Source organism: Paraclostridium sp. AKS73, from assembly GCF_025671395.1.
GTDB classification, from domain to species: domain Bacteria; phylum Bacillota; class Clostridia; order Peptostreptococcales; family Peptostreptococcaceae; genus Paraclostridium; species Paraclostridium benzoelyticum.
In genome coordinates, this window is record NZ_JAIXHU010000011.1 from 21402 (window position 1) to 40714 (window position 19313).

Consider the following 19313-nt stretch of genomic DNA (forward strand, 5'->3'; position numbering starts at 1 on the left):
GTATACTAATATTACATATTATCCTTTTTTATGCAACTAATCACGTAAGAGAGTTTTTATGTGAAAATGCATAAAATGAAGTCACAAAATGTACACAAATATTGAAATTTGGAGAGTTTTTTGTTAAATTATGTAGATTAGGGTATAATTTACAATTGTGTAAGTATATTTTCTAAATTTAATTTATACAATTATTTAAATAAAATATAATATAATTTATTGGATTTATATAAATATGTACAAGTTTATTACTAGTTATGTACAACTAAGGGAGGGATTTGATAAATGAATAAGCACAAATTATTTAAATGGATAAAAATAGTTTTTGCATTGGCAATTTTCATTGTAGTAATTAAAGAATTTAAAAATGTATTTGAATCCTTTAATATGGATGTATTTAAAAGATATGCAGATAAGTTAACAGTATCAAACATGTTAATAATAGCTTTATTAGGAATAATATCGTATTTACCATTAAGTTTATATGATTTTATACTTAAAAAAAGAGTTGGAATAAAATTAAACAACTTTAAATTATATAAATATTCATGGATAGCAAGTTCTATTGCCAGTATAGCTGGATTTGGAGGAAGTACAGCAATAGCTCTAAAAACTAATTTTTATAAAGATCATGTTAAAGATACAAAGTTATTAGTAAAAGAAATATCCAAGATAGTTGCTTTAAACCTTACTGGGTTTTCTATGGTTTGTTTTGTTTATGTAATAACAAACTTTGGACAAATAAAACTAAATCAATTTGTAAGTATAATGACAGTATTAATAAGTACTTATTTCCCTATATTATCAATATATTTAATATTTAAATTTTTAAAATCAACGGCAGATCAAAAATAGATATAAAGGATGCAGCTATAATAATGATTATATCTGCTTTAGAATGGATTACTACAATATTTTTAATATATAGTACTATAAGAATTTTAGGAGAACCAGTTTCTGCTGCAAAATTCCTACCAATATTTGTTGTTGCAATTGTTGCGGCAATTGTGAGTATGGCTCCAGGAGGAATAGGATCATTTGATATAACAATGATACTTGGATTAGAAATGCTAAATGTGCCCTCAGAAAAAGTATTATTGGCCATGTTTTTATATCGTGTTTCATATTATATAATTCCTTTAATTATAGGACTTTTATTATATGCTCAAGATTATTTTAAAAATTTAAATGATGACATAAAAGATATAATAATGACAACTTTATCAAAAATCGCACATATAGGACTAGTATTGCTTGTATTATTATCAGGTGTCAGTTTACTAATAACTGAAGCAACTCCTGATTTGGCTCGGAAAATCTTTATAGTAAATAAAGTATCTAGTTTTTCGATAGTTCATATACCACAAAGAATATCTATAGTTATAGGATTCTTATTAATTGCAATGTCTAGAGTGATGATCTATAAATCTAAAGGAATTTATAAGCTAACACTGACATTAATAATTGGTGCAGTTGTAATTACTCTGATAAGGGATCCTTGGTATTATAGAAGTGCTTACCTAGCAATAGTTGCAATCTTATTATGGGTTGGTAAAAAACAATTTTATAGAGAAAGCTTCGTAATGAGATGGGGAGTATTTATACAAGATATAATCTTGCTATTATCATTCCAAGGTTTATACATTTACACAGTTTATGCAAATTTAAATGGGAAAATAGGAAAATTGCCTATTGCAAACTACAAGATACAATCTATAAAACATTATGGATTATCTTTACTAGGATTAAGTATAAGCGGACTTATAATTGCTATATTTTTATTATGGATGATTTACAAAATAAATAAAGACAATGACTTTCCTCGCAAACATATAGATGAATGTGAAGAAGATGTTAAAAATATAATTGGAAAATTTGGAGGATCTCCATTAATACACTATATTTATTTAAAAGATAAATTTGTGTATATAAATGAAAGTAAAGATGTTTTACTTCAATATCAAATATCAGCTGATAAGATAGTAATACTTGGAAATCCTGTAGGAAATAAAGAAAAAGTGCTTGAAACTATTGAGAACTTTTATAATCTAGCTGATTTATATGGATATTCACCAGTATTCTGTGCTATAGATAAAACTATGATGCCTGACTTACATGAAACTGGTTATGAGTTTATGAAATTAGGAGAAGATGGACTAGTGGACTTAAAAAACTTTACACTAGAAGGTAGAAAAATGAAAAGTGTAAGAAATGCACTTTCTAGAGTAGAAAAAGAAGCTTATACATTTGAAATTATACATCCACCATTTTCAGATGAGATGTTTAATCAATTAAAAGAAGTTTCAGATGAATGGTTAGGTGGAAGACAAGAGAAAGGATTCTATATAGGGTTCTTTGATAAAGACTATTTAAATAAGCAACCTATAGCTATAGTTAGAAATAGTGAATATGAGATAAAAGGCTTTAGCAATATAATGCCTATGTATGATAACAATAAAACATTATCTATAGACTTAATGCGTTTTTCACATGAAACATGTAATGGAATAATGGATTTCATATTTGTAAATTTATTTAAATGGGGAAAAGAGCAAGGTTATGAAAGGTTTAACATGGGGATGGCTCCTTTATCTAATGTAGGTAGATCAAAATATTCATTTTTATCAGAAAAATAGCAGCACAAATATATTCTCATGGTCAAAACTTTTATTCATTTAAAGGATTAAAAAGATTTAAAGAAAAATATTGTGATATATGGGAAAGCAAGTATATGGCATATAGAAAGAAAACTTCGTTGCTTACAACTGCATTACAAATAATAATTGTGGCTGAAAAACCAATAGATAAATTAAAATAAAAAACTCCTCTAATTTAGAGGAGTTTTTTATTTTACTACTTCATAGATTTTAATATTGCTACTAAGTAGTTCCATGTATTTTCAGTTGAAGATATGCTTAAGTGTTCATTTGGAGTATGTACATCGTACATATTAGGTCCAAATGATATAGCTTCAGCATGAGGTATCTTATCAAGTAATAAACCACACTCAAGACCAGCATGTAAAGCCATTATTATAGGGTCTTTACCTGTAAGATTTTTAAATGCTTCAACACATATTTTTTCTAATTGTGAACCTTTAGTATATTCCCAAGCTGGATAGTCACTAATTAATTGAAGACTTCCACCAAACTCAGATATTAAAAGATCCATTCTATTTGTTATATCTTCTTTAAGTGATTTAACAGAACTTCTAACAGCACACTCAAATGTAACTGAAGAATCTGTAGTTCTAACAACACCTAAGTTAGTAGAACTTTCAACTAGATTTTCTATATCCATACTCATAGTTTGAATAGCATTTGGTATTAAGTTAAGCATTTTTATAACTCTATTTTTAGAAGTAGAGTCAAGTATTGATTCAGGTGTATTAGTTTCAGAACATACTATTTCAAGCCCTGGATCAGAAGTGCTTAATTCATGTTTAAATGTATTAGTTATATCTTTTACGTGAGTTAAAAACTCATCTATTTGATCGTTATTAACCATTATTACACAATCAGCTTCACGAGGGATAGCGTTATTTTTAGAACCGCCTTCAACCTTTGCAATATCAAAATCAACATGTAAAGAATTTAAAAGTCTTCCTAATAACTTATTAGCATTTCCTCTTTGTTTTATTATATCCATACCTGAATGTCCACCAAGTAATCCTTTTATTTCTAATAAATAAGCTTTTCTAGGAGTTTCTGGTTTTACAAATTTAACTGGTAAAGTTGATAAAGCAGTTACTCCACCTGCACAACTTACTAATAGATAACCCTCTTCTTCTGAGTCTAAGTTTAATATGTATTTTCCTTTTACTAAACTACCATCTAATGCCATTGCACCAGTCATACCAGCTTCTTCATCAACAGTTACAAGAACCTCTAAAGCTGGGTGAGCTATATCATTAGAAGCAAGTATAGCAAGTCCCATAGCAACGGCTATACCGTTATCAGCACCTAAAGTTGTATCAGTTGCATATATATAATCTCCATCTATTCTTAATTTGATTGGGTCTTTCATAAAATCGTGATTAGTACTTTTGTTCTTCTCACAAACCATATCCATATGACCTTGAAGTACTACGCCAGGCGCATTTTCATATCCAGGAGTTGCTGGCTTTCTTATTATTATATTTAGACTCTCATCTTGAATAGTTTCTAACCCTAAGCTTTCACCAAAATTACGTAAGTAGTCACTTATAGCTTTCTCATTTTTTGATCCTCTTGGTATTTGAGATATCTCTTCAAAATACTTAAAAACTAAACTAGGTTGTAAATCTTTTAAAACACTGTTCATAAAAAACATCTCCTTGCTAAAAATTAAATTAAATTATATATATCACAAAATAGATTTGATTATGTATAATATATAAATAGTATAGTACAAAATTACATAAAATACACTTAAAATTTACATAAAAATTTCTTAAGGAGGAAGCATGAATAAAAAATCGTTGAAAATTTTAGAGTTTGATAAAATAACATCATTATTAAAAGAAAAAGCTTCGTCTTCTTTAGGGTTAAAATACATCAATGAATTAGTACCTAGTTCAGACTATGAAGAAGTCAAATATATGCTAGAAGAAACTAGCGAAGCTCAGTCTATACTTATAAAAAGAGGTGGAATAAACTTACAAGGCCTACATGATGTAGAAGACAAAGTCAAAAGGGCAAAAGTTGGAGCGTCTATAGATCCAGGAAGTTTATTAATGGTAGCAGATACTCTAAGAGTAGCTAGACTGTTAAACAATAACTTGTCTTCAAGTGAAGAAGAGGATTTTAATTATCCAATAATACAAGCATTATCAAGTGGACTATATACTTATAGAGAAGTAGAAGATAAGATATACAATGCTATAGTTAGTGAAGTTGAAATTTCAGATAGCGCTTCAAGTGAATTAAGATCTTTAAGAAGAAAAATAATACAAAAAAATCAATCTATACGTTCTAAATTAAATGGAATAATCAGTTCATCGACTTATCAAAAATACTTACAAGATGCAATTATATCAATAAGAGGAGATAGATTTGTAGTACCTGTTAAGGCTGAATATAGAAGTCAAGTATCAGGTATAGTTCACGATCAATCGTCATCAGGAGCAACTTTATTTATAGAGCCTATGAGCATAGTTGAGATGAATAATGAACTTAGACAATTTAGATTAAAAGAAAAAGAAGAGATAGAAAGAATACTAAGTGAATTATCAGCTATGGTTGGAGAGATAAGTGATGATATATTAAGTAATCAAGAAATTCTAGGAAAGATAGATTTCGCATTTGCAAAAGGTAAATTATCATTAGCATTAAAAGGTATAGAACCAAAGCTAAATAAAGAAAATTATATAAATATAAAAAATGGAAGACATCCTTTATTAGATAGAAAAAGCGTGGTAGGAAACGACATAAGACTAGGTGAGGAGTTCCATACATTAGTTATAACAGGGCCTAATACAGGAGGTAAAACTGTTACTATTAAAACTGTAGGTCTATTTGCACTTATGGTACAAAGTGGGTTACATATACCTGCAGATTATGGAACAAGTATGTGCGTTTATGACAATGTATTTGCAGATATAGGAGATGAGCAAAGTATAGAACAAAGTTTATCTACATTTTCATCGCACATGACTAATATAGTATCTATACTAAATGAAGTAACTGAAAATTCATTAGTAATATTTGATGAGTTAGGAGCGGGAACAGACCCTGTAGAAGGTGCAGGACTTGCAATAGCAATACTTGAAGATGTAAATATGGCAGGAGCTAAATGTATAGCGACTACTCACTACAGTGAAATAAAACACTATGCACTTACTAAAGAGGGTGTAGAAAATGCAGCAGTAGAATTTGACCTAGAAAACTTAAGACCAACATATAGATTGTTTATTGGAGTTCCAGGAAAATCTAATGCATTTGCAATATCTAAAAGATTAGGGTTAAGTGATTATGTAATAGATAGAGCTAAAGAGTTTATAGATACAGATACTATAGCTGTTGAAGATGTAATTCATAGCTTAGAAAAATCAAGAGTAGAAGCTGTTGAAGAAAGAGAAGAAGCTTCTAGATTAAGAAAAGAAATTCAAGAGTTAAAAGAAGAATATGAATCTAAGTTAGATAAAATAGCAGCTCAAAGAGAGCGATTATTAGAAGAAGCTAGGCAAGAAGCCTTTAGAATTACGAGACAAGCGAAAGAAGAGACAGAGGCTGTTATAAAAGAGCTTAGAAGATTAGAACAAGAAAGCATGTCTAAAGATAAAAATAGAAAAATAGAAGAATTAAGAAAAGAAATTTCAAACTCTATGGGTGCATTACAACCAAGTGTAAAAAATATGATAGTTCCAAAAACATCATCAAAAGAAATAAAAGAATTAAAGCCTGGAGATGAAGTAAAGGTAATAACTTTAAATCAACAAGGATCTGTAGTTACAGCAGATAATAATAAAAAAGAAGCTGTAGTTCAAATAGGAATAATGAAAATGAACTTGCCATTTAAATCTTTAGAAAAAGCTAAAAAAGATCCAAAGTCTACAGTTACAAAGGCTACTAGAAATGTTATAAAATCTAAATCTGGAAGAGTTAAAAATGATGTGGATTTAAGAGGTATGACTTTAGAAGAAGCTAGAGAAGAGGTAGATAAATACCTTGATGATGCATGTTTAGCAGGGCTTGAAAAAGTAACAGTTATACATGGGATAGGAACAGGAGTATTAAAAAGTGGAATAACTGAAATGTTAAAAAAACATAAACATGTAAAATCTCAAAGACCAGGTCAATATGGCGAAGGTGGTATGGGAGTTACAATAGTAACTTTAAAATAAGGAGATAAAAAATGATATTAGTATCAGCGTGTTTATTAGGAATAAACTGTAAATATGATGGCGATAATAACAACCATGAAATAGTTAAGAAATATTTAAAGGGCAAACAATTTGTTTTAGTTTGCCCTGAACAATTAGGTGGGTTAAGTACACCAAGAATTCCATGTGAAATTGAAAATGGAAATGGATTTGATGTTTTATCAGGTAAATGTAAAGTTAAAAATAAAGATGGAATAGACACAACAGAAAATTTTATAAAGGGTGCTAAAGAAGCTTTAAAAATAGCACAATTATATAATTGTAAAAAGCGATTTTAAAGGAAGGAAGTCCGTCTTGTGGAAGTAATAAAATATATGATGGAACATTTACAGGAAAAAATTAATGGTCAAGGTGTTACAGCTGCAATCCTAAAAAATCAAGAAATACACATTATCAATGAGAAAGACTTGGAAAAGTAGACAGATACTTGAAAAAAAGTATAATTTGTTTTATCATAAAGTGTTATAAGAATAAGGAAGGAGTACTGATATGCAAGATTTTAAAATAGAAGTGGCCAAATCGTTAAAAGAAAAAATAGAAGATTTATCTTTAGAAGAAATAGTTGGGTTAATAGAAACACCACCTAATAGTGAGATGGGAGATTATGCTTTTCCATGCTTTAGATTAGCAAAGGTATTTAGAAAAGCTCCAAATATGATAGCTGCAGACTTAGCTGAAAGCATAGAAGCAAAAGATGCTATATCAAAAGTTGAGCCAGCTGGAGGATATGTTAACTTTTTCGTTAATAAATCTCAATTAGCTAAAAATGTTATTAATGATGTATTAACTCAAGGAAAAAAATATGGTCATAGTGAATTAGGAAAAGATAAGACAGTAGTTATAGACTTCTCATCTCCTAACATAGCTAAGCCTTTCCACATAGGACATATAAGAACAACAGTTATAGGAAATGCTTTATATAAAATATATGATTCTCAAGGATACAATACAGTAAGAGTAAACCACCTTGGAGACTATGGAACTCAATTTGGTAAGCTTATAGTAGCTTTCAAAAAATGGGGAAATAAGGAAGTTGTTGAATCTAATCCAATACCAGAACTATTAAAACTATACATACAATTCCATGATGAGGCTGAAAAGCATCCAGAAATGGAAGATGAAGCTAGAGCTTGGTTTACAAGATTAGAAAATGGAGATAAAGAAGCTACAGATTTATGGCAATGGTTTAGAGATGAAAGTTTAAAAGAATTCTCAAGGGTATATGACTTATTAGATATAGAATTTGATTCATATGCAGGAGAGAGTTTCTATTCAGATAAAATGGATAGAGTAATAGATATAATAAAAGATAAAGGACTATTAGAAGAATCTGAGGGAACAAATATAGTAAACCTAGAAGAATATAATATGACTCCAGCTCTTATAACTAAAAAAGATGGGTCAACATTATATATGACTAGAGACTTAGCCGCAGCACTTTACAGAAAAGAAACTTATGATTTTGAAAAGTGTATATACGTAGTTGGATCTCAACAAAGTTTACACTTCCAACAATTATTTAAAGTTTTAGAGTTAATAGGATTTGAATGGGCTAAAGATATGGTTCACGTTCCATTTGGAATGGTAGCATTAGAAGAAGGTACAATGTCAACTAGAAAAGGAAGAGTTGTATTTTTAGAGTCTGTATTAAGACAAGCTATAGAAAAAACAAAGGAAACTATGTTAGCTAAAAATCCAAATGCTGAAAATGTAGATGAAATAGCTAAACAAGTTGGAGTTGGAGCTGTAGTATTCCAAGAATTATCCAATAGTAGAATAAAAGACTATACGTTCTCATGGGAAAGAACTTTAAGTTTTGAAGGTGAGACAGGTCCATATGTACAATATACTCATGCTAGATGCTGTTCTGTTTTAAGAAAAGCTAATATGGATGTAACTGCAGATGTGGACTATAGCGTATTAAGTGATGCTGATAGTTCGGAAGTTTTAAAATTAATAGCATCATTTAATAATAGTATATTAGCATCAATGAGAAAAAATGAACCACATATAGTAACAAGATTTGTATTAGATTTAGCACAAGCATTTAATAAGTTCTATCATGATAGTCCTATATTAGTAGATGATGTAGAAGTTAAAAAAGCTAGAGTAGCATTGGTTGCAGCTACTAAACAAACTATAGAAAATGCCCTTGCTATATTAGGGATGGGTGCACCTGAAAGAATGTAGCAAATACGTGTTTGTCGAAAAATAATACTTTACATCTAAATTTGGGGTATTGTATAATTAAATTAAGAAATGGCTCTGAAATATGAGTTAATTAGAATTAAAAGATATATATGGAAGTAGAGTATATAAACACTATTCTACTCCCCCCCTACATTTACGGCAGCTAATAGCTGCCTATTTTTTTTAAAAATCAAAGCTATTATATTATAAAAGTATATCAAGTTAATTAATTGATAAAACTATAAGATAGTTTGTAGGTTAGGAAGGTAGTATCTATGAAAGAAGAGTTATTAAAAAAAGCATATATAAATGCATTTAGCATTGAGGATAAATATATAAAAAATATGATTATCTTGAATACTAAGTCTTTAATTGATGATTTAGCTCAGAGATATGTAAAAATAGATAAAAATAGATTGAGAGATGAATTACTTTATTATAGATTTTATGGCGAAAGGCTAGATGATATAAACATAGTAAACATTTTGTTACCAGTTATAATATCCAATACAAACATGAAAAAAAGTGAAGAAGAAGTTGTAAAAGTTATAAAATATTATGTATTGTATAATAAGAAAAATGAATATATGAATGATTTTTTAATTTCTAGTTTAATTTACAATACACTAATTCACTCTATTATAGAAAATAAAGATATAGAGTATGAAGAATTGATGCAAAAAATTAAATCAACAATAATTGAATTTACACATGATATGGAAAAAGCGGAAGTTATTAAATTTGAAATGAAAAGAATACAAGTAATTCAAAGTATAGATAGATATATAGATTTAAAGATAAAAGACTATGAAGATAGTGACATAATAAATAACCTATTAAATGTAATATATGATGTATACATAAATGATAGAGATACTCAAATACAAGGAATAAAAAGCATAAAAAAATCTATATTATCTATTTTAGGATTTGACATGAATGAGAACATAGATAACATAGATTTTATAAACTCTATGGCAGAATATATTATTAAACTTAGAAAATATAAAATAAATAAAAAAGAATATAATATAAAATCTGACCCGAGATATTTAATAAATTTAGAAATTGGAGATATAAAATCAGATCCAATATTAAATAATATTAAAGTTATATATAGAAACTTTTCCAATAATGTTTTAAATATAGGGGTAGTTTCTAAAACGGGTGATTATAATTTTAAATTCAAAAGAGCTTAGTCATTAGTTTCTAAATAATTAACAAAAACTTGTTCATCAGTATTTGTTAAAAAGCAAAGTTCTTTTATAAGACTATTTCTAAGGTCGATGAAATCTTCTAAATTAGTATTTTCATAAGTATATTCTAATGCTTTTATAACAAGCAATAAATCTCTTTTAGATAGTGCATCAATGGATACTTTGTCAAACAATTTCATACAATACTTCCTTTCATATATAATTTAGTGATTTAAGAAATTTATAATATGATATAATTCTACAATAATATAAAAAACCTTCTTTTTATACATAATGTTAGAAAAAATAGTACATGTAATATTTTAACAAAAAATAGGTAATTATAGCTAATAAAATTAAAAAAGAGGTGATTTAGTTGAAAATACTTTTAACAACATTAAATTCAAAATTTATACATACAAATTTAGCGATAAGATATTTAAACCAAATGGTTAAAGATATTGAAGATATAGATGTAGATATAAGAGAATATACAATAAATAACGAATTAGATTTCATACTAAAAGATATATATTCTAATAATTATGATGTAATATTATTCTCAACTTATATATGGAATGTAAATGATATAGTAAAAATATGTAATAACCTAAAAAAGGTGAATAAAAGCGTTAAAATTGCATTAGGTGGACCTGAAGTAACTTATGATAGCGAAGAGTCTATGAAAAAATATGATTTTGTAGATTACATACTTTATGGAGAAGGAGAACTTGTATTTAGAGACTTTGTAAAATCTCTAAAAGGAGAGATTGATATAAAGGATGTAGATGGTCTTGTTTATAGGAATAATGGAGAGGTAGTAAAAACAAACCTATGAAAGACATAGAAAACTTAGACATAATACCTAGTCCTTATGTAGATTTAAATAAAGCAGAATATGAAAATAGAATAGTGTATTATGAAACATCTAGAGGATGTCCTTTTAACTGTCAATATTGCTTATCTTCTACATTACAAGGGCTTAGATATTTTAGCATAGATAGAGTAAAAAGCGATTTAAAGGCACTTATAGATGCTAAAGTATCTCAAATAAAATTTATAGATAGAACTTTCAATGCAAATAAAAAATTTGCAATGGAAATAATGAAGTTTTTAATGGAAAATGACAATGATTACACAACATATCATTTTGAAGTTACGGCACATTTATTAACTGAAGATATGCTAGAGTTTTTAAAAGGATGTAAAGAAGGTTTATTTCAATTTGAGATTGGAGTACAAACTACAAATGAGAAAGTATTAGAAGCTGTAGGAAGAAGAGATGACTTTAGCAAGCTTTCTTATGTAGTTCAAAAAATAGCTTCATACAGAAATATACATCAACATTTAGATTTAATAGCTGGATTACCATATGAAGATTACAATAGTTTTGAGAACTCATTCAATGATGTTTTTAACCTAGGTATAGAACACCTGCAATTAGGGTTTTTAAAGATGATAAAAGGAACGGGAATAAGAAATAATGCAGATGAGCATGAATTTAGATACAAGGATTATCCACCTTATGAGGTTTTATATAACAAATATATAAAATATAATGAAATTTTAAAATTAAAGGACATAGAAGAAATATTAGAAAGATATTTTAATTCAAAGAACTTTGTTCTTTCAATGAGATATATAATTCATAATTACTACAAAGAAAGTCCATTTAAGTTCTTTGAAGATTTTGCAACTTACTTTGATAAAAATGGATACTTTAATATGTCTCAAGGTAAAAATCAATTATATAAAATATTATTAGATTTTTACACTGAAAAAATCAATAAGAATACAGAACTATTTACTGAAATTATAAAATATGACTATATATCTTTAGGAAAGACATCTAATGTACCAGGATTCATGAGTAAGATAGAAGTTGAAGATTTTAAAAATAGATGCCATTTATTTTTACAAAACGAAGAAAATATATTAAAATATATACCTAGATTTGAAAATACTCCTGCTAAGCAAATAATAAAGCATGTACACTTTGAGCCTTTTAAGTTTGATATATTAAAACTAAAAGAAAATATAAATGCTGATTTAGAGAAAAAAGAGAGTATTGTGTTATTTGTTTATGATGATAAAAAGGTGTTTGAGAAATCTAAATCATACACAGTAGAAATATAGGAGGTCAATATGAAGTTTAGAGTTGAAAAATATATATTAAAAAAAGCTGAGGAATTAGCATTTTTAAAAATCAAAAATGGAGCAGACTTTAATTTAAAAGGATATACATTTCCTCAAGGTGGTTTAGATGTTCCCATAAAAAATGATGTATTAGTTAAAGGAATAAAAACTAACACAGCTCAAGATGGATTAAGTTCTATGTCTATTGCCGATGCAATGATATACATAATGGGAATTGATAGCAACTTTAAATATAATGATGAATATAAAAAGTTTCTTAAAGCTATTGAAGAAAATTTAGATCTAGATTTAAAAGCATATATGGGCTATATGTCTAGAAAGTATTTTGAAGTTGGAGATTATACAGATTCTCTAATATATCTAAAGTGTAGTGCAACTTTATACCCAGAAGATATCAATTCACTGTATCACTATGCAATAGTATGTCAAGAGTTAGCTAAAAACCATCAAAAAAATGGTGATGAAAAGCCTATGGAAGCATTCTTATTAGATGCAATAGAAGCTTTAGAGAAAGTTAGAGATTTAGATGAATCATTTGCACTTGCTCATTACCATTTAGGGTATCATTATTACAACCAAAATCAATATATAAAAACTAAGGTTACTTGGGAAGAAGCTATAAAATTAGGATTGCCTGAAGACTTTATGGCTGAGATACAAGAAATATTAGGGAAAATGGATTTTAAAGTTCGATATGAAGAAGGATATAATTTAGTATTCCAAGGTAAAAATGAAGAAGCTTTAGAAAAATTATTACCATTAGCTGATGAGCATGGTGATTGGTGGAATTTATTATTTATGATAGGGTTAGCTTATAGAAATATGAATGATATAGGACAAGCTAAAAAGTATTTTGAAAAAATACTTATAATAAGGCCAAACCAAGTAGATACTTTAGTTGAATTAGGTCTTTGTGAAGCGTCTAGTTATAATATGAAAGGTGCTATAGAGTACTTTGAAAAAGCGGCTAAATTAAAGAAAGAGGATCCAGAAATACTTTGTAATCTAGGGATGGCATACTTAAATGATGGAGACTTAGATAATGCTACTTACTACATAGAAAGAGCATATGAAATAGATTCACAAGATGAAGTTACTCTTGCTTGTTTAAGAGAGTTAAATAAATTTAGATAATATAAATAAAAAAAGCTATAAAGAATAAATCTTTATAGCTTTTTTTTATTTATATTATATTATTAAAAGGAGTAAATAAAGCGATGTCAAATAGATTAAATGTAGCTTTAAAAATTTATACACATATTTATAAGAGGGCAAAAGTAAAGATATAAGGGAGGAGTCACAATGATCAACAACTTAGAAGACATAATAAAGGAGTTAAAGGTAAATAAAAAGGTTAAATTGGCAGTAGCAGCAGCCCAAGATGAAGAAGTTTTACATGCTGTTTTAGATGCAATGAATATGAATATAATAGATCCGATTTTAATAGGAAATTTAGAAAAGATAAAGTTAATAGCTAAAGATCTAAGTTTAAATTTGGAAAAAACTCAAATGATTGAGGCTGAAAGCTACGAAGAATGTGCAGAAATTGCAGTTAAATTAGTAAGTAGCAAAAAGGCAGATTTTTTAATGAAAGGATTATTGGATACATCTATACTGTTAAAACAAGTTTTAAACAAAGAGTATGGATTAAGAACTGATAGTTTATTAAGTCATGTAATGATATATGAAGTTCCAAACTATCACAAATTATTGATACTAACTGACGGAGGTATGAATATAAGTCCTAATTATGAACAAAAAGAAAAAATTGTTTTAAATGCAATAAAAGCTTGCAAATCGCTTAATATTGATAATATAAAAATTGCAGCATTAGCTGCAAAAGAAAAAGTAAATGAAAAATGCAAGCAACTATAGATGCTAAGAAATTGCAAGATGAAAGTGAAGCTGGAATATTTGGATCAAATGTTATACTGGAAGGACCTTTAGCATTTGACTTAGCTGTATCGCAAGAAGCATCTAAAGTAAAAGGTTTTGAAAGCAAAGTTTCAGGAGATGTAGATGTAATTTTAGTACCTACAATAGAAGTTGGAAATGGAATAGGAAAATCTTTAACATATTTCGCAAATGCGAAATCTGCAGGAGTTATAATGGGAGCTAAAAGCCCAATTGTACTTGTTTCAAGGGCTGACAGTCATGAATCAAAACTATACTCTATAGCATATGGGGCATTAATAGCTATGAAAGCTAGATAATATACAAAAACTGTTAAAAAATTACCTAAATTATAGTGAAAGTATATTATATAATTGCTATAATTTAGGTAATTAATAAATATAAAATGCGGCAATGAATGTAGCTTATACAAAATAAAATACTTCTCTTAATTAAATTTATAAAAAGGGGATAGATATATGAGTGAAAAAATATGGTCAATTGATTTGAATACTCAGCTTATGTTGGAGAAGGCTAAAAAAGATGGTGTAGAAACAGCGTTTGATAGAAAGGCTGCTATGAAAGCTGCCTGTGGATTTGGATTACAAGGAAATTGTTGTAGAATATGTGCAATGGGACCTTGTAGAATAACTCCAAAAACACCAAGAGGTATATGTGGAGCAGATGCAGACACTATAGTTGGAAGAAACTTTGCAAGAATGGTAGCTGGAGGGGCAGCAGCTCACTCTGACCATGCAAGAGATATAGCACACACAATGGCACTTGCTAGCCCAGATGGAAATTATAAAATAAGAGATGAAAAAAAACTATTAGATTTAGCAACAGAATGGGGAGTTGCTACAGAAGATAGAGATATATATGATATAGCTCATGAGGTAGCAGATGTAGCTTTAATGGAATTTGGGAAACCTCATGGAACATTAAGGTTCTTAGAAAGAGCACCTAAACAAAGACAAGAAGTTTGGGAAAAATATAAAATTAAACCAAGAGCTATAGATAGAGAGATTGTAACAATAATGCACTCTACTCATATAGGCTGTACATCAGACTTAGATAGTTTAATACATATGAGTATGAGAACATCTTTAGCAGATGGTTGGGGTGGATCTATGATAGGAACACGTTTTAGTGATATCTTATTTGGAACACCTATACCAAGAGAAACAGAAGCAAACTTAGGAGTATTAGAAAATAATAAAGTAAATATAATATTACATGGTCATGAACCTTCACTATCAGAGATGGTAGTATTAGCTGCAGAAGATCCAGAAATGATAGCTTTAGCAAAAGAGGTTGGAGCTGAAGGCATTAACTTAGCAGGAATGTGCTGTACAGCTAATGAGGTTACTATGAGACATGGAGTTAAGATGGCTGGAAACTTCCATCAACAAGAATTGGCAATTTTAACTGGAGCAGTTGAAGCTGTTATAGTAGACGTTCAATGTATATTCCCAGCACTAGCATCATTATCAGATTGCTATCACACTAAATTCATAACAACATCACCAAAAGCAAAAATCACAGGAGCAACTCACATAGAATTCAACGAAGAAGAAGCATTAGAATCAGCAAAAGGTATAGTAAAAGAAGCTATATTAAACTATAAAAATAGAAAAGCAGAAAAAGTATTTATACCAGAGGGGAAATCGTTCGCAACGGTTGGATATAGTATAGAAGCTATATTATCTCAATTAGATAGAGTTGTGAACTCACAAATAGATGAACCAGGAACTATAAAACCATTAGTAGACTGTCTAAAATCTGGAGTTTTAAGAGGGGCAGTTGGTATAGTAGGATGTAATAACCCTAAAACAGTAGGTGATGAAGGTCACATAACTGTAATGAAGGAATTAATAAAAAATGACATAATAGTAGTTGCAACAGGATGTGCAGCTCAAGCAGCAGCTAAACATGGTTTATTAAGTAAAGATGCTAGAAAATTAGCAGGTAAAGGATTAGCTACAGTTTGTGAATTAGCAGATATACCACCAGTTCTTCACATGGGTTCATGTGTAGATATAAGTCGTATATTAGAAGTTGTAGCAGCTTGTGCTAGCTATTTAGATTTAGATATGAATGATCTTCCAGTAGCTGGGGTTGCACCAGAGTGGATGTCAGAAAAAGCTGTTGCAATAGCTTCATACGTTGTATCTTCAGGAATAGATACATTCTTAGGTGTTATGCCTCCTGTTGGTGGTTCTGCTAATATGGTAGAAAAATTAACTAATACAATTACTGAGCATGTAGGAGCTAAATTTGCAGTACATGAAAATCCACAAGAGTTAGCAAGTGCAATAGTAAACAATATAGAATCTAAACGCCCTCATTTTGAAGAGGTAGTATACGAGAAAAATAATAAAAAAGTTACAGCAGAAGCTTAAAAAATAAAAAATAAACTAATGACAGAGGGAGAGAGATATGAAAATAGCAATAACAGGTAAAGGTGGAGTAGGAAAAACAACTTTTTCTTCAATGTTATCAAGAACATTTGCTGATGAAGGATATAGAGTTGTAGCAGTTGATGCAGATCCAGATGCAAACTTAGGTTTAGCATTAGGTTTTCCAACTGAAATTTCAGAATCGATAACTCCTATTTCAGAAATGAAAAAATTAGTTTCTGAAAGAACAGGAGCTGAAGCTCAAAGCTTTGGAAAAATGTTTAAAATGAATCCTAAAGTAGATGATATTCCAGACTTATACTGTAAGGAATACAACAATGTAAGGTTACTTACTTTAGGAACTGTTGATTCTGGAGGATCGGGATGTGTATGTCCAGAACATGTTTTATTAAAAAGATTATGTTCTCATTTGATACTACAAAATAAAGATGTAGTAATAATGGATATGGAAGCGGGCATAGAACATTTAGGAAGAGGAACAGCACAAGGAGTGGATGCCTTTATAGTTGTTGTTGAACCAGGAGAAAGAAGTTTACAAACTTATAGAAAAGTAAAAAAACTAGGTAACGATATAGGTGTAAAAAAAGTTTTTGTAGTAGGGAATAAAATTAGAAATAAGTCAGATGAAGACTTTGTGACTAGTAATTTACAGGATGGCGAATTGCTAGGCTTTATTTACTACAATCAAGATGTTATAGACTCTGATAGAGCAAGCAAATCTCCATACGATGTTAGCTTAGATACTAAAGATCAAATCGTCAAAATAAAAAATAGATTAATGACGAATTCTTAAGATATTAGTATAATAAATATAATGAAGTAAAGTGAGAGGAGATTTAGTTATGGGATTTAAGTCAGATATAGAAATTGCTCAAGAGGCAAAACCTCAAGATATAAGGGAAATAGCTAAAAAATTAGGTTTAACTGATGATGAAGTAGAGCTTTATGGAAAATATAAGGCAAAGGTTGATTATAACTTATTAAAGAAAGATAGCAAAAGTACAAAATCTAAGTTAATATTAACTACTGCTATAAACCCTACTCCAGCTGGAGAAGGAAAAACTACAACTACTATAGGAGTAGCAGATGCATTTGCTAAATTAGATAAAAATGTTTTAGTTGCTTTAAGAGAGCCGTCTTTAGGTCCGGTATTTGGAGTTAAAGGTGGAGCTGCTGGGGGTGGGTATGCTCAAGTTATACCTATGGAAGATATAAATCTACACTTTACTGGAGATTTCCATGCGATAGGAGCTGCAAATAACTTATTAGCAGCTATGTTAGATAACCATATACATCAAGGGAATGCTCTAGGCATAGATCCAAGAAGAATAACTTGGAGAAGATGTGTTGATATGAACGACAGACAGTTAAGAAATATAACTGATGGACTAGGTGGAAAAGCACATGGTGTTCCTAGAGAAGATGGATTTGATATAACTGTTGCATCTGAAATAATGGCAGCATTTTGTTTAGCAAATGACATAATAGATTTAAAAGAAAGATTAGGAAATATTATAGTTGGATACACATACAATAATGAACCAGTAACAGCTAGACAATTAAATGCAAATGGTGCAATGGCAGCATTACTAAAAGATGCATTAAAACCAAATTTAGTTCAAACATTAGAAGGAACTCCTTCATTTGTTCATGGTGGTCCATTTGCAAATATAGCTCATGGATGTAACTCTGTAATAGCAACTAAGATGGCTATGCATTTTGCAGATTATGTTGTAACAGAGGCTGGATTTGGGGCTGATTTAGGTGCTGAAAAATTCTTAGATATAAAATGTAGAATGGCAGACTTAAAACCAGATGCAGTTATAATAGTTGCTACAGTTAGAGCATTGAAATACAATGGCGGTGTAGCAAAAGATAAATTAAATGAAGAAAACTTAGAAGCTTTAGAAGCAGGTTTACCAAACTTATTAAAACATGTTGAGAATATAACAAAAGTATATGGTCTTCCTGCAGTTGTAGCTATAAATAGATTCCCACTTGATACTGAAGCAGAGCTTAAATTAGTAGAAGATAAGTGTAAAGAGTTAGGTGTTAATGTTGCGCTTTCTGAAGTTTGGGCAAAAGGTGGAGAAGGCGGAATTGCAGTAGCTAAAGAAGTTTTAAGATTATTAGATGAAGAAGAAAATAACTTTAAATTCTGTTATGAAGATGATTTGTCTATAAAAGAAAAAATAGAAGCAATAGCTACTAAAATATATGGAGCTGATGGAGTAGATTTTGCTCCAGCAGCAGAAAAAGAGATAGCAAATTTAGAAAAGCTAGGTTTTAGTAAATTACCAATATGCATGGCTAAAACTCAATATTCTTTAACAGATGATCAAACAAAATTAGGAAGACCTACTGGATTTAGAATAACAGTTAGACAATTAACAGTATCTGCAGGTGCTGGATTTATAGTTGCTCTTACTGGTGAAATAATGAAAATGCCAGGACTTCCAAAAGTTCCAGCAGCAGAAAGAATAGATGTTGATGAAAATGGAGTAATATCAGGATTATTCTAGATGGATAGGTGTAGTAAATATAGTTGATTTTTATACAAAAAAACTATATTTACTACTTCCCTACTATATGAAA

At 29.2% G+C, this 19313-nt stretch carries 14 protein-coding genes and 2 pseudogenes; 14 read left to right on the top strand and 2 right to left on the bottom strand.

All coding sequences use genetic code 11. From position 1 onward, the window contains the following. Positions 1-285: 285 nt before the first annotated feature. Entirely contained in the window at positions 286-855 is a 570-nt protein-coding gene (locus LEQ07_RS08185) for a hypothetical protein (protein ID WP_263330223.1), read from the top strand. 2 nt (positions 856-857) lie between these two features. After that, a pseudogene (gene mprF / locus LEQ07_RS08190) lies at positions 858-2818 on the top strand (bifunctional lysylphosphatidylglycerol flippase/synthetase MprF). 35 nt (positions 2819-2853) lie between these two features. On the opposite strand, the gene LEQ07_RS08195 reads toward mprF, so the two are convergent. Then, the gene (locus LEQ07_RS08195; RefSeq protein WP_046821576.1) at positions 2854-4302 is read right to left on the bottom strand and encodes an aminoacyl-histidine dipeptidase; all 1449 of its coding nucleotides are present in this window, start codon (positions 4300-4302) and stop codon (positions 2854-2856) included. A 142-nt stretch (positions 4303-4444) separates the two neighbouring features. Between LEQ07_RS08195 and LEQ07_RS08200 the strand changes: the two genes are divergently transcribed. The 4 genes and pseudogenes from LEQ07_RS08200 to LEQ07_RS08215 all read left to right on the top strand — a co-directional run bounded on the left by LEQ07_RS08200 (position 4445) and on the right by LEQ07_RS08215 (position 10251). Continuing rightward, positions 4445-6823 carry an endonuclease MutS2 gene (locus tag LEQ07_RS08200; protein ID WP_046821575.1) on the top strand — a complete coding sequence of 793 codons (2379 nt, stop codon included), beginning with the start codon at positions 4445-4447 and terminating at the stop codon, positions 6821-6823. Positions 6824-6834: 11 nt separating this feature from the next. Then, a pseudogene (locus tag LEQ07_RS08205) lies at positions 6835-7281 on the top strand (DUF523 domain-containing protein). Positions 7282-7351: 70 nt separating this feature from the next. Next, positions 7352-9052, top strand: coding sequence for an arginine--tRNA ligase (gene argS, locus LEQ07_RS08210; protein WP_046821573.1), 1701 nt, complete (start codon positions 7352-7354; stop codon positions 9050-9052). 275 nt (positions 9053-9327) lie between these two features. Next, on the top strand, positions 9328-10251 hold the full coding sequence (locus LEQ07_RS08215) for a hypothetical protein (RefSeq protein ID WP_263330224.1): 924 nt from the start codon (positions 9328-9330) through the stop codon (positions 10249-10251). Here the strand turns inward: LEQ07_RS08215 and LEQ07_RS08220 are convergent. Then, positions 10248-10448 carry a hypothetical protein gene (locus LEQ07_RS08220; RefSeq protein ID WP_046824264.1) on the bottom strand — a complete coding sequence of 67 codons (201 nt, stop codon included), beginning with the start codon at positions 10446-10448 and terminating at the stop codon, positions 10248-10250. The two genes, LEQ07_RS08215 and LEQ07_RS08220, sit on opposite strands and share 4 nt — an antisense overlap. 176 nt (positions 10449-10624) lie before the next feature. Between LEQ07_RS08220 and LEQ07_RS08225 the strand changes: the two genes are divergently transcribed. The 8 genes from LEQ07_RS08225 (at position 10625) to LEQ07_RS08255 (ending at position 19240) form a co-directional block, all read left to right on the top strand. Then, positions 10625-11086, top strand: a complete 462-nt coding sequence (locus tag LEQ07_RS08225; protein WP_263330225.1) for a B12-binding domain-containing radical SAM protein — start codon at positions 10625-10627, stop codon at positions 11084-11086. Then, on the top strand, positions 11083-12384 hold the full coding sequence (locus LEQ07_RS08230; RefSeq protein WP_263330226.1) for a B12-binding domain-containing radical SAM protein: 1302 nt from the start codon (positions 11083-11085) through the stop codon (positions 12382-12384). The genes LEQ07_RS08225 and LEQ07_RS08230 overlap by 4 nt, the downstream gene beginning before the upstream one ends. Before the next feature lie 9 nt (positions 12385-12393). Continuing rightward, positions 12394-13539: a tetratricopeptide repeat protein gene (locus tag LEQ07_RS08235; protein WP_046824266.1), complete on the top strand. Its 1146-nt coding sequence runs from the start codon at positions 12394-12396 to the stop codon at positions 13537-13539. A 168-nt stretch (positions 13540-13707) separates the two neighbouring features. Further along, positions 13708-14280, top strand: a complete 573-nt coding sequence (locus LEQ07_RS22960; protein ID WP_332843021.1) for a phosphate acyltransferase — start codon at positions 13708-13710, stop codon at positions 14278-14280. Then, positions 14265-14618, top strand: coding sequence for a phosphate acyltransferase (locus LEQ07_RS22965; RefSeq protein ID WP_332843022.1), 354 nt, complete (start codon positions 14265-14267; stop codon positions 14616-14618). Before LEQ07_RS22960 ends, LEQ07_RS22965 begins: the two co-directional genes overlap by 16 nt. A gap of 159 nt (positions 14619-14777) precedes the next feature. Next, positions 14778-16700: an anaerobic carbon-monoxide dehydrogenase catalytic subunit gene (cooS, locus tag LEQ07_RS08245; RefSeq protein WP_046824268.1), complete on the top strand. Its 1923-nt coding sequence runs from the start codon at positions 14778-14780 to the stop codon at positions 16698-16700. Positions 16701-16737: 37 nt separating this feature from the next. Further along, positions 16738-17511 (top strand): ATP-binding protein, encoded by a 774-nt coding sequence (locus tag LEQ07_RS08250; protein WP_021428422.1) that lies wholly within the window; start codon positions 16738-16740, stop codon positions 17509-17511. A gap of 49 nt (positions 17512-17560) precedes the next feature. After that, positions 17561-19240 (top strand): formate--tetrahydrofolate ligase, encoded by a 1680-nt coding sequence (locus LEQ07_RS08255; RefSeq protein WP_263330227.1) that lies wholly within the window; start codon positions 17561-17563, stop codon positions 19238-19240. The last annotated feature ends 73 nt before the right edge of the window (positions 19241-19313 follow it).